Below are 12,627 nucleotides of genomic sequence, written 5' to 3' on the forward strand. Positions count from 1 at the left end.
ACCGCCCCCGGAGGAGCGGTTTATCTGGCAAGGAACCGGCAAGCCGGATCCCGAGTGCATTCAACGATTAATCGTTGTTGCCGCCCAAGCCTGCATTCAGCAGTTCAGCCAGGTTAGCCGTTGCTTCTTCCGCGCTCACCTGCGGAACAACTGGCACTTCACCCTGTGCTTTACGGCGCATACGGTCCTGATGATAAGCGTAACCGGTACCGGCTGGGATCAGACGGCCCACGATGACGTTCTCTTTCAGGCCACGCAGTTCATCACGCTTACCGGCAACAGCCGCTTCGGTCAGAACGCGCGTCGTTTCCTGGAACGATGCTGCGGAGATGAAGGACTCGGTCGCCAAGGAAGCCTTGGTGATACCCAGCAGATCGCGTGAGAAGGTTGCCTCGATTTTGCCTTCAGCAGCAAGCTGACGGTTGGCAATCTTAACGCGTGACACTTCAGCCTGCTCGCCTTCCAGGAACTCGGTGCCACCTGCGCTGACGATGGTGCCTTTACGCAGCATCTGACGAACGATAACTTCAATGTGTTTATCGTTAATCTTAACGCCTTGCAGACGGTAAACTTCCTGCACTTCGTTGGTGATGTAGCGGGTAACCGCATGCACACCACGCAGACGCAGAATGTCGTGCGGAGATTCTGGGCCGTCAGAAACAACGTCACCACGCTCCACAACTTCGCCTTCAAACACGTTGAGCTGACGCCATTTTGGAATCATCTCTTCGTAAGCGTCGCTGCCGTCCAGTGGAGAGATAACCAGGCGACGTTTGCCTTTGGTCTCTTTACCGAACGAGATAATCCCGCTGATTTCAGCCAGGATTGCAGGCTCTTTCGGACGACGTGCTTCGAACAGATCCGCAACGCGTGGCAGACCACCGGTAATATCCTTGGTACCGCCGGATTCCTGAGGAATACGCGCCAGGGTATCACCCGCACCGATCTGAATGCCGTCTTCCAGCTGCACAATCGCTTTACCTGGCAGGAAGTATTGAGCAGGCATATCAGTACCTGGGATCAACACGTCGTCGCCTTTGGCATCAACGATTTTCAGTGCCGGACGCAGGTCTTTACCGCTACCGGTACGCTCTGCGCTGTCCAGTACAACCAGAGAAGACAAACCGGTCAGTTCGTCGGTCTGGCGTGTAATGGTCTGGCCGTCAACCATATCAGCGAAGCGGATGAAACCACTCACTTCGGTGATAACTGGCATGGTGTGCGGATCCCAGTTAGCAACGGTTTCGCCGCCGTTAACTTCTGCACCGTCACCTTTGCCCATCACGGCACCATAAGGCACTTTGTAGCTTTCTTTGGTACGGCCGAATTCGTCGATCAGCTTCAGTTCGGTGTTACGAGAGGTAATCACCAGCTTGCCTGCGGCGTTCATTACGAACTTCACATTGCTCAGCTTCAGGCTACCCTTGTTTTTCACCTGGATGCTGGATTCAGCAGCCGCACGAGATGCCGCACCACCGATGTGGAACGTACGCATCGTCAGCTGTGTACCCGGCTCACCGATTGACTGTGCCGCGATAACGCCGATAGCTTCGCCTTTGTTGATGATGTGACCACGTGCCAGGTCGCGACCATAGCAGTTTGCACACACACCAAAGTCGGTTTCACAGCTCACTACGGAACGGACTTTAACGCTGTCGACAGAGTTCTCTTCCAACAGGTCACAGGTCTTCTCGTTCAGCAGGGTGTTGCGTGGCACCAGGATGTCAGCCGTACCCGGCTTGATAACATCTTCTGCTGTCACACGACCCAGAACGCGTTCGCGCAGTGGCTCTTTAACGTCACCACCTTCGATAACCGGAGTCATCATGATGCCGTTGTGAGTACCACAGTCGTCTTCGGTAACTACCAAGTCCTGCGCCACGTCAACCAGACGACGGGTCAGATAACCGGAGTTAGCCGTTTTCAGTGCGGTATCCGCCAGACCTTTACGAGCACCGTGCGTGGAGATGAAGTACTGGAGTACGTTCAGACCTTCACGGAAGTTCGCGGTGATTGGCGTTTCGATGATGGAGCCGTCCGGCTTCGCCATCAGACCACGCATACCGGCCAGCTGACGAATCTGAGCGGCGGAACCACGCGCACCGGAGTCGGCCATCATAAAGATGCTGTTGAAGGAAACTTGTTGTTCCACAACGCCGTCACGGTTAACCACGTCTTCAACCGACAGGTTTTCCATCATCGCTTTAGCAACACGTTCGTTTGCTGCAGCCCAGATATCGATCACTTTGTTGTAGCGTTCGCCGGCGGTAACCAGACCAGATTGGAACTGCTCCTGGATCTCGGCAACTTCGGTTTCCGCTTCTTCGATGATCTCCGCTTTCTTGGCCGGGATAACCATGTCGTCGATACCTACGGAAGCGCCTGAACGGGCTGCGTAAGCAAAACCGGTGTACATGATCTGGTCAGCAAAGATAACGGTCGGCTTCAGGCCCAGGATGCGATAACAGGTGTTCAGCATCTTGGAGATAGCTTTCTTGCCCAAAGGCTGGTTAACGATCGAGTACGGCAGACCGCGCGGCACGATCATCCACAGGATGGCGCGACCAACGGTAGTGTCGATGATCGAAGTCTGGTGTACAGACTCGCCTTCGGTGTTTTTGATCTCTTCGGTGATACGCACTTTGACACGCGCATGCAGAGAAGCCAGACCAGCGCGGTAAATACGCTCCGCTTCTTTCGGGCCGCTCAGCACCATGCCTTCGCCTTTGGCGTTAACACAGTCACGGGTCATGTAGTACAGACCCAATACAACGTCCTGAGAAGGAACGATGATTGGCTCGCCGTTCGCAGGTGACAGGATGTTGTTGGTAGACATCATCAACGCACGCGCTTCCAGCTGAGCTTCCAGCGTCAACGGTACGTGAACAGCCATCTGGTCACCATCGAAGTCGGCGTTGTATGCCGCACAAACCAGCGGGTGCAGCTGGATTGCCTTGCCTTCGATCAGAACAGGTTCAAACGCCTGGATACCCAAACGGTGCAGGGTTGGTGCACGGTTCAGCAGTACCGGGTGTTCGCGGATAACTTCGTCCAGGATATCCCAAACGACAGCTTCTTCGCGCTCAACCATTTTCTTGGCGGCTTTGATGGTGGTGGCCAGGCCACGCAGCTCCAATTTGCCGTAGATGAACGGTTTGAACAGCTCCAGTGCCATTTTCTTAGGCAGACCGCACTGATGCAGACGCAGGTATGGACCTACGGTGATTACAGAACGACCAGAGTAGTCAACACGTTTACCCAACAGGTTCTGACGGAAACGACCCTGTTTACCTTTGATCATATCGGCCAAAGATTTCAGAGGACGTTTGTTCGAACCGGTGATGGCACGACCGCGACGGCCGTTATCCAGCAGGGCATCTACCGCTTCTTGCAGCATACGCTTTTCGTTGCGCACGATGATGTCAGGCGCAGCCAGATCCAGCAGGCGTTTCAGACGGTTGTTACGGTTGATCACGCGGCGATACAGATCGTTCAGATCTGAAGTCGCGAAACGACCCCCATCCAACGGAACCAGCGGACGCAGATCCGGCGGCAGTACCGGCAGCACGGTCAGGATCATCCACTCTGGCTTGTTGCCAGACTGCACGAACGCTTCCAGCAGCTTGATACGCTTGGTCAGCTTCTTACGCTTGGTTTCGGAGTTGGTTTCGTTCAGCTCTTCACGCAGCTGCTCGCACTCGGCTTCCAGATCCATGTTTTTCAACAGGGCCTGAATAGCTTCCGCACCCATCTTGGCGTCGAATTCGTCACCGAACTCTTCCAGCGCATCCAGATACTGCTCTTCAGTCAGGATCTGACGACGCTCGAGGTTAGTCATACCGCCTTCAACAACCACATAGGATTCGAAGTACAGTACACGTTCGATGTCACGCAGCGGCATATCCAGCAGCAAACCGATGCGCGAAGGCAGCGATTTCAGGAACCAGATGTGCGCAGTCGGTGAAGCCAGCTCGATGTGGCCCATACGCTCACGGCGTACTTTGGTCTGGGTCACTTCAACGCCGCACTTCTCACAGATCACGCCGCGGTGTTTTAAGCGCTTGTACTTACCGCACAGGCACTCGTAGTCTTTTACCGGCCCGAAGATACGGGCGCAGAAAAGGCCGTCACGTTCTGGTTTGAACGTACGGTAGTTAATGGTTTCCGGCTTTTTAACTTCACCGAACGACCACGAACGGATCATGTCTGGCGATGCCAGAGCAATCTTGATCGCATCAAACTCTTCGGTCTTAGTTTGCGCTTTCAGAAACTTCAATAAGTCTTTCACGGATTGGCTCCTGTCGGAGTTAAACCTGTTGGGTGCACGCTGACAAATCGCGCACCCGTGTGACCTGAACAACCACCCTCAGGCTCCCTAAGGCCGGGAGCCTGAGCCGGAAAAACGATTACTCGTCTTCCAGTTCGATGTTGATACCGAGCGAGCGGATTTCTTTCAACAGTACGTTGAAGGACTCCGGCATGCCTGGTTCCATGCGGTGATCGCCATCCACGATGTTTTTGTACATCTTGGTACGGCCGTTAACGTCATCCGACTTAACGGTGAGCATTTCCTGCAGGGTATAAGCCGCGCCGTATGCTTCCAGTGCCCACACTTCCATCTCACCGAAGCGTTGACCACCGAACTGCGCCTTACCACCCAGCGGTTGCTGAGTAACCAAGCTGTAAGAACCGGTTGAACGGGCGTGCATCTTATCGTCAACCAAGTGGTTCAGTTTCAGCATGTACATATAGCCAACGGTAACCTGGCGCTCAAATTGCTCACCGGTACGGCCATCGAACAGCGTAATCTGACCCGAGGTTGGGATCCCGCCCATTTCCAGCAGTTGCTTGATTTCAGTCTCTTTCGCACCATCAAACACCGGCGTTGCGATTGGCATACCTTTTTTCAGGTTCTCTGCCAGACGCAGGACTTCGTCGTCGGTGAAGGTGTTCAGGTCAACTTTCTGGCAGACGTCGTCGCCCAGATCGTAGGCCTTCTGAATGAACTCACGCAGTTTGGCCACTTCCTGATGCTGCTTGAGCATTTGGTTGATTTTCTCACCAATGCCTTTCGCAGCCATACCCAGGTGGGTTTCCAGGATCTGACCGATGTTCATACGTGATGGTACGCCCAGCGGGTTCAGTACGATGTCAACCGGCGTGCCGTTTTCATCGTAAGGCATATCTTCGATCGGGTTGATCTTGGAGATAACACCTTTGTTACCGTGGCGGCCTGCCATTTTGTCACCCGGTTGGATCTGACGTTTAACGGCCAGATAAACCTTAACGATTTTCAGCACGCCTGGTGCCAGATCGTCGCCCTGGGTGATCTTACGACGCTTGGCGTCCAGCTTCTTCTCGAAGTCGGATTTCAGCTCGTCGTACTGCTCTGCCAGCTGTTCCAGCTGGTTTTGCTTCTCTTCGTCGGTCAGGCCCAGTTCCAGCCAGCGATCGCGTGGCAGTTTGCTCAGCTTCTCAGCTTCGACACCGCCGGCAACCAGCACCGCATGGATACGCGTGAACAAACCAGCTTCCAGGATCTGCAGTTCTTCAGTCAGGTCTTTCTTCGCCTGCTTCAGCTGCATCTCTTCGATTTCCAACGCACGCTTGTCTTTTTCCACGCCATCGCGGGTGAAGACCTGCACGTCGATAATCGTACCGGAAACGCCGTTTGGTACACGCAGAGAGGAATCTTTAACGTCAGATGCCTTCTCACCGAAGATCGCACGCAGCAGTTTCTCTTCTGGCGTCAGTTGGGTTTCACCTTTTGGCGTTACCTTACCGACCAGAATGTCACCACCGGTTACTTCAGCACCGATATACACGATACCGGATTCATCCAGTTTGGAGAGCGCAGCTTCACCCACGTTAGGGATGTCGGCAGTGATCTCTTCAGGCCCCAACTTGGTGTCGCGAGACACACACGCCAGTTCCTGGATATGGATGGTAGTGAAGCGATCTTCCTGAACTACACGCTCGGACACCAAGATGGAGTCTTCGAAGTTGTAGCCGTTCCACGGCATGAACGCCACGCGCATGTTCTGGCCCAGCGCCAGTTCACCCAGGTCAGTGGACGGGCCATCTGCCAGCACGTCGCCGCGCTCGATTGGCTCACCCAGATTCACACACGGCATCTGGTTGATGCAGGTGTTCTGGTTAGAACGGGTGTACTTGGTCAGGTTGTAAATATCGATACCTGCTTCGCCCGCGTGCATCTCGTCTTCGTTAACTTTGATAACGATACGGGAGGCATCCACGTACTGGATCACACCGCCACGGCGAGCTACGGCAGTAACACCGGAGTCAACCGCTACAGCACGTTCCATACCGGTACCTACCAGCGGCTTGTCAGCACGCAAGGTTGGAACCGCCTGACGTTGCATGTTCGCACCCATCAATGCACGGTTGGCGTCATCGTGTTCCAGGAATGGAATCAGTGAGGCACCAACGGAAACAACCTGCTGGGTTGATACGTCCATATAGTCAACCTGATCGCGGCTGAACAGGCTTGATTCGCCTTTGCTACGACAGGTGACCAGGTCTTCTATGAAGCGGCCGTCTTCGTCCAGGTTGGAGTTCGCCTGAGCGATAACGAAGTTGCCTTCTTCAATAGCAGACAGATAGTTGATTTCATCGGTAACCAAACCGTCACGCACGCGGCGGTACGGAGTTTCCAGGAAGCCATACTCGTTTGTCTGTGCGTACACGGACAAGGAGTTGATCAGACCGATGTTTGGACCTTCCGGCGTTTCGATTGGACACACGCGACCGTAGTGAGTCGGGTGTACGTCTCGAACTTCAAAGCCGGCACGTTCACGGGTCAGACCGCCTGGGCCCAATGCAGAGATACGACGCTTGTGCGTGATCTCGGACAACGGGTTGTTCTGGTCCATAAACTGAGACAGCTGGCTGGAGCCGAAGAACTCTTTCACCGCCGCCGAAATTGGCTTGGCGTTGATCATGTCCTGTGGCATCAGGGTGTCCAGATCGCCCAGGGACAGACGTTCTTTCACCGCACGCTCAACACGTACCAGACCTACACGGAACTGGTTCTCAGCCATTTCGCCGACGGAACGGATACGACGGTTGCCCAAGTGGTCGATATCGTCCACTTCGCCTTTACCGTTACGGATATCGATGAGCTTCTTCATCACTTCAATGATGTCGTCTTTGCTCAGGATGCCCGAACCTTCGATCTCGTCACGCAGCAGAGAACGGTTGAACTTCATACGGCCAACCGCAGACAGATCGTAGCGGTCTTCAGAGAAGAACAGGTTCTCGAACAGGCTTTCGGCAGCTTCGCGCGTTGGCGGCTCACCAGGGCGCATCATGCGGTAGATTTCTACCAGCGCGCTCAAACGATCGCTTGTTGGATCGACACGTACGGTCTCAGAGATGTACGCACCGTGGTCCAGATCGTTGGTGAACAGCGTTTCAATACGCTTGTGGCCTGACTGGCTCAGTTTGGCCAGCAGATCCAGCGACAGCTCCATGTTGGCTGCGCAGATCAGCTCACCGGTATTGGTATCGATATAGTCCTTCGCGACCACTTTGCCCGCGATGTACTCGACCGGTACTTCAATACTATGAATTTCGTCTTTTTCGAGCTGACGGATATGACGAGCGGTGATACGACGGCCTTTCTCAATGTAGATCTTGCCGTTGGCTTCGATATCAAACGAAGCAGTCTCACCACGCAGACGCTCTGGAACCAGCTCCATCTGCAGCTTGTTATCACGGATCTCGAAAACTACTTTCGCAAAGAACAGGTCAAGGATCTGCTCAGTGGTGTAGTTCAATGCACGCAGAATGATGGTCGCAGGCAATTTACGGCGACGGTCAATACGTACAAACAGGTTGTCTTTCGGGTCAAACTCGAAATCCAACCATGAACCGCGGTAAGGGATGATACGTGCGTTATACAGCACTTTACCCGAAGAGTGGGTTTTACCCTTATCGCTGTCGAAGAATACGCCAGGACTACGGTGAAGCTGAGATACGATAACCCTCTCAGTACCGTTGATCACAAAGGTGCCGTTTTCGGTCATGAGCGGAATCTCGCCCATATAGACTTCTTGTTCCTTGATGTCTTTGACCGTACCTTCCGGAGCTTCACGCTCGTAGATTACCAGGCGCAGTTTTACGCGCAGCGGTGCAGAGAACGTCACACCACGGATCTGGCACTCTTTGACGTCGAAGACCGGCTCACCAAGACGGTAGCTAACGTATTGCAGCTCCGAATTGCCACTGTAGCTCTGGATAGGGAAAACAGAACGGAATGCGGCTTCTAAGCCGTACTGCCCTTCTGGATCTTGCTCGATAAACTTCTGGAACGAATCAAGCTGGATAGAAAGGAGATATGGTATGTCCAAAACTTGCGGACGCTTACCAAAATCCTTACGAATACGTTTTTTCTCGGTATAGGAGTAAACCATAGGGTTCCTCAGCTCGCTGGAAAGTCGAACCTATCTGTCCGTCCGGATATAGGACGGTTCACGCAACACCATTTTGTCGACCGGAAAGCGGGAACACTTTCCGCAATACTCGTTTCTATCACGCTTAAATCATTTCGTTGCGCTGTACGGCAGATTTTGCTGCGGCAGGGAGGGCAATATATTAAGTCGTCGATAGAAAGAAATATTGGGGTTAGTCAGTAGCCAAACAGTGTGAAACTCTACTGACGCCCTACAGCGCAAAAAGGCTGGTGACCAAAAAGTCACCAGCCATCAGTCTGTTAGTTAAAACAGACTGCACTCAGAAAGCAGTGGCTTATTTAACTTCAACTTCAGCGCCAGCTTCTTCCAGAGCTTTTTTCAGTGCTTCAGCGTCGTCTTTGCTGATGCCTTCTTTCAGTGCTGCTGGTGCAGACTCAACCAGGTCTTTAGCTTCTTTCAGACCCAGGCCAGTTGCGCCACGTACTGCTTTGATTACTGCAACTTTGTTCGCGCCGATACCTTTCAGTACAACGTCGAATTCAGTTTTTTCTTCAACAGCTTCAGCAGCAGCAGCAGGACCTGCAGCTACAGCAGCAGCAGAAACACCGAACTTCTCTTCCATAGCGGCGATCAGTTCAACGATTTCCATTACAGACAGAGCTGCAACGCCTTCGATAATTTGGTCTTTAGTGATAGACATAACAAATGTTCCTAAAATTCAGAAATAGTTTAAATACGTAAGCAAAGGCTAAGAAAGAGGGCTTATGCCGCTTCTTTCTGATCGCGCAGTGCAGCCAGAGTGCGAACCAATTTGCCGGCAGCGGCTTCTTTCATGGTTGCCATCAGGCGTGCGATTGCTTCATCGTAAGTAGGCAGAGTTGCCAAGCGGTCAATTTGTGCCGCAGGGATCAGCTCACCTTCAAAGGCCGCAGCTTTAACCTCGAATTTTGCATTCGCTTTCGCGAACTCTTTGAACAGACGAGCAGCAGCGCCCGGGTGTTCGTTAGAGAATGCAATCAAGGTAGGACCGACAAACGTGTCTTTCAGGCATTCGAATGGAGTGCCTTCAACTACGCGACGCATCAAGGTGTTGCGAACAACACGCATGTAAACGCCAGCTTCACGACCTGCTTTACGCAGTTCAGTCATTTTATCAACGGTAACGCCACGGGAATCCGCAACAACCGCAGACAGCGCGCCTTTGGCTACTTCGTTGACTTCAGCAACAATCGCTTGTTTGTCTTGAAGATTTAATGCCATTAGCTTTTTGCTCCTGGATTTAGCCGGGGGAAATCCCCAGCACTCACATCACTCAACACCTTGTGATAAATCACGCGGCGAGAGCGTTCAAACACGGTGAGCAGAATCCAGCAAAGACAATTTAAAAATTTTCTTTAGGCTCTGTCACCGTCTACGCAGGAAGGATTAAGTACCTTTCGATACACCTGCGGTCTTGGACGGAGGCCTGGATAGGCCAGGCTCCAACCGAAAAATCTTTGTTCTACTATGGCTATTGCCAATAGCAAAACCTTGGGGCATAAGATTCTAGACGAACCTTAGCCCCAAGTCAAAGCGATAATCGCAGGGCGATTAGTTCGCTACAGCAGTCAGGCCGCTTTGATCGATAGCAACGCCAGCACCCATGGTGGTGGAGAGGCTAACTTTCTTGATGTACACGCCTTTCGCCTGAGATGGTTTTGCTTTTTTCAGCGCAACCAGCAGGGCTTCCAGGTTTTCTTTCAGCTTGTCTGACTCGAAATCAACCTTACCGATAGTGGTATGGATGATGCCGTTTTTGTCGTTACGGTAACGAACCTGACCTGCTTTAGCGTTTTTCACTGCTTCAGCAACGTTCGGAGTAACGGTACCCACTTTCGGGTTTGGCATCAGGCCACGTGGACCCAGGATCTGGCCCAGTTGACCAACAACGCGCATTGCATCCGGGGAAGCAATAACAACGTCGAAGTTCATTTCGCCTTTCTTGATCAGGTCTGCCAGATCTTCCATACCTACCAGCTCTGCGCCAGCAGCTTTAGCAGCTTCAGCGTTAGGGCCCTGGGCAAATACGGCAACGCGAACAGAACGACCGGTGCCGTTTGGCAGAACGGTAGCGCCACGAACGTTTTGGTCAGATTTACGAGCGTCGATGCCGAGGTTAACAGCAACGTCAACGCTTTCTACGAATTTAGCGGTGGCCAGCTCTTTCAGCAGAGCAACAGCTTCGGTGATGTCATACTGTTTAGTAGCATCAACTTTGTCACGGATCACGCGCATGCGCTTGGTCAGCTTAGCCATTTCTTAATCCTCCACTACCAGGCCCATGGAACGAGCAGTACCTTCGATGGAGCGAGTCATCGCTTCAACGTCAGAACCAGTCATGTCCGCAGCTTTGGTTTCTGCGATTTCACGTACCTGAGCACGAGTCACTTTACCTACTTTGTCTTTGTTCGGCTTGCCAGAACCAGACTTGATACCAGCCGCTTTTTTCAGCAGAACTGCTGCTGGCGGGGTTTTGGTAACGAAAGTGAAGGAGCGATCAGAATAAACGGTAATAACAACCGGAATCGGCAGACCTTTCTCAACGCTGTCAGTCTTAGCATTGAACGCCTTACAGAATTCCATGATGTTAACGCCTTGCTGACCCAGAGCTGGACCAACTGGCGGACTTGGGTTAGCCATACCGGCTGCAACCTGCAGCTTAACGTAGGCTTGTACTTTCTTGGCCATTTACAATTCCTCGGTTTGGGTAATATCGCCTCAATAGAGGCTCCCCGTGTTTCACCCCGCTCAACTCAATGAGCAAGGCCTATAAAAACAAAAGGCGCGAAATTATAGTTCAATTTCGCGCCTCTGACAAGCGGCAAACGCCACTCACTGCTGATTAATTGATCAGCCCTTTTCAACCTGAGCGAAGTCCAGTTCCACCGGCGTTGCACGGCCAAAGATGGAAACGGAAACTTTCAGGCGGCTCTTCTCGTAATCCACTTCTTCAACAACACCGTTGAAGTCAGCAAACGGACCATCGTTAACACGGACCAGTTCACCCGGTTCGAACAGCGTTTTAGGACGCGGCTTGTCACCCACCTGTTGCAGGCGGTTCATAATCGCATCAACTTCTTTATCGCTGATCGGTGCCGGACGGTCAGAGGTGCCGCCGATGAAACCCATTACGCGCGGAACGCTACGCACCAGGTGCCAGCTGGCATCGTTCATAACCATCTGGACCAGGACATAGCCCGGGAAGAATTTACGTTCACTTTTACGACGTTGGCCACCACGGATCTCAACAACTTCTTCCGTAGGTACCATCACTTCGCCGAACAGTTCTTCCATATCGTGCAGTTTGATGTGCTCACGCAGCGATTGCGCTACGCGACCTTCAAAACCGGAAAACGCCTGAACGACGTACCAACGTTTTTTTGGAGCTTCAGACATTTTAGAACCTCAGGCCAGTAATAAACGATACCAGACGGACCAGAATACCGTCCAGGCCCCACAGAATCAGCGACATCACGGCAGTTACCGCGGCAACGATCAACGTGGTGTGTAGCGTTTCCTGACGAGTTGGCCAGATCACCTTGCGCACTTCAGTGCGCGCTTCGCGTGCAAACGCAACGGTGGCCTTGCCTTTGGTGGTCATCAGCGCTACAGCGCCAGCAACAGCGATAACCACTACAACAGCCAGCGCACGTAATGGCAGGCTGAAATCACGGTAGTAATAGTTACCGACAATCGCTACAACCAACAGAACGGCGACGATCAGCCACTTAGCCGTTTCCAGGCCGCGCCCGCTCCCTTGAGCCTCGGTATTCGCACTCATAAACCAACCTGTCACAATGAATTCAGAACAGACAACTTTGCCTCGCACAGCAAGACAAACCAAACCGATCAAATGCCGCTCGGCAGCATTTCGGTGTTTTACGCTATGACGTATCTCAGTCAATACGGCTTTAAGAGCCCATCTCACCAATGATTATGACTGCAAAATCGCTGATGAGATAGGTTCTAGTTCACAGCGTAGAAAAAGGGCATCAAATGATGCCCTTTTACCGCGTGTCGCGTCAAACGTTATCAGCGATTAAGCGATAACTTTGGCAACAACACCAGCGCCAACGGTACGGCCGCCTTCACGGATTGCGAAACGCAGGCCGTCGTCCATCGCGATTGGGTGGATCAGGGTAACAACCATGTT

9 protein-coding genes are annotated in these 12,627 nt (G+C 52.7%); all 9 read right to left on the reverse strand.

Going from position 1 to position 12,627, the window contains the following annotated elements; all coding sequences use genetic code 11:
- Nucleotides 1-67 precede the first annotated feature (67 nt).
- Complete coding sequence (gene rpoC / locus AC1RKG_RS24315) at nucleotides 68-4,288, reverse strand: DNA-directed RNA polymerase subunit beta' (RefSeq protein ID WP_020828743.1); 4,221 nt, start codon at nucleotides 4,286-4,288, stop codon at nucleotides 68-70.
- 118 nt (nucleotides 4,289-4,406) lie between these two features.
- The gene (rpoB, locus tag AC1RKG_RS24320; RefSeq protein ID WP_020828744.1) at nucleotides 4,407-8,435 is read right to left on the reverse strand and encodes a DNA-directed RNA polymerase subunit beta; all 4,029 of its coding nucleotides are present in this window, start codon (nucleotides 8,433-8,435) and stop codon (nucleotides 4,407-4,409) included.
- A gap of 334 nt (nucleotides 8,436-8,769) precedes the next feature.
- Nucleotides 8,770-9,135, reverse strand: coding sequence for a 50S ribosomal protein L7/L12 (gene rplL, locus AC1RKG_RS24325; protein ID WP_012004743.1), 366 nt, complete (start codon nucleotides 9,133-9,135; stop codon nucleotides 8,770-8,772).
- Between the two features lie 62 nt (nucleotides 9,136-9,197).
- Nucleotides 9,198-9,695, reverse strand: a complete 498-nt coding sequence (gene rplJ, locus AC1RKG_RS24330) for a 50S ribosomal protein L10 (protein ID WP_020828745.1) — start codon at nucleotides 9,693-9,695, stop codon at nucleotides 9,198-9,200.
- Nucleotides 9,696-10,025: 330 nt separating this feature from the next.
- Nucleotides 10,026-10,730 (reverse strand): 50S ribosomal protein L1, encoded by a 705-nt coding sequence (gene rplA, locus AC1RKG_RS24335; protein ID WP_004953932.1) that lies wholly within the window; start codon nucleotides 10,728-10,730, stop codon nucleotides 10,026-10,028.
- Between the two features lie 3 nt (nucleotides 10,731-10,733).
- On the reverse strand, nucleotides 10,734-11,162 hold the full coding sequence (gene rplK, locus AC1RKG_RS24340; protein ID WP_015376316.1) for a 50S ribosomal protein L11: 429 nt from the start codon (nucleotides 11,160-11,162) through the stop codon (nucleotides 10,734-10,736).
- A 162-nt stretch (nucleotides 11,163-11,324) separates the two neighbouring features.
- Nucleotides 11,325-11,870 (reverse strand): transcription termination/antitermination protein NusG, encoded by a 546-nt coding sequence (nusG, locus tag AC1RKG_RS24345; protein ID WP_004953928.1) that lies wholly within the window; start codon nucleotides 11,868-11,870, stop codon nucleotides 11,325-11,327.
- Nucleotide 11,871: 1 nt separating this feature from the next.
- The gene (gene secE / locus AC1RKG_RS24350) at nucleotides 11,872-12,255 is read right to left on the reverse strand and encodes a preprotein translocase subunit SecE (protein ID WP_020828746.1); all 384 of its coding nucleotides are present in this window, start codon (nucleotides 12,253-12,255) and stop codon (nucleotides 11,872-11,874) included.
- Nucleotides 12,256-12,513: 258 nt separating this feature from the next.
- On the reverse strand, nucleotides 12,514-12,627 hold a 114-nt coding region (locus AC1RKG_RS24355), incomplete at its 5' end, for an EF-Tu C-terminal domain-related protein (RefSeq protein ID WP_455678424.1).

Source organism: Serratia sp. GW822-FHT06D09, from assembly GCF_058799515.1.

What these genes read in the sequence shown, in the direction of transcription:
- rpoB (WP_020828744.1), bottom strand. Translation starts at nt 8,435, where the DNA reads ATGGTTTACTCCTATACCGAGAAAAAACGTATTCGTAAGGATTTTGGT.
- rplL (WP_012004743.1), bottom strand. Translation starts at nt 9,135, where the DNA reads ATGTCTATCACTAAAGACCAAATTATCGAAGGCGTTGCAGCTCTGTCT.
- rplJ (WP_020828745.1), bottom strand. Translation starts at nt 9,695, where the DNA reads ATGGCATTAAATCTTCAAGACAAACAAGCGATTGTTGCTGAAGTCAAC.
- rplA (WP_004953932.1), bottom strand. Translation starts at nt 10,730, where the DNA reads ATGGCTAAGCTGACCAAGCGCATGCGCGTGATCCGTGACAAAGTTGAT.
- rplK (WP_015376316.1), bottom strand. Translation starts at nt 11,162, where the DNA reads ATGGCCAAGAAAGTACAAGCCTACGTTAAGCTGCAGGTTGCAGCCGGT.
- nusG (WP_004953928.1), bottom strand. Translation starts at nt 11,870, where the DNA reads ATGTCTGAAGCTCCAAAAAAACGTTGGTACGTCGTTCAGGCGTTTTCC.
- secE (WP_020828746.1), bottom strand. Translation starts at nt 12,255, where the DNA reads ATGAGTGCGAATACCGAGGCTCAAGGGAGCGGGCGCGGCCTGGAAACG.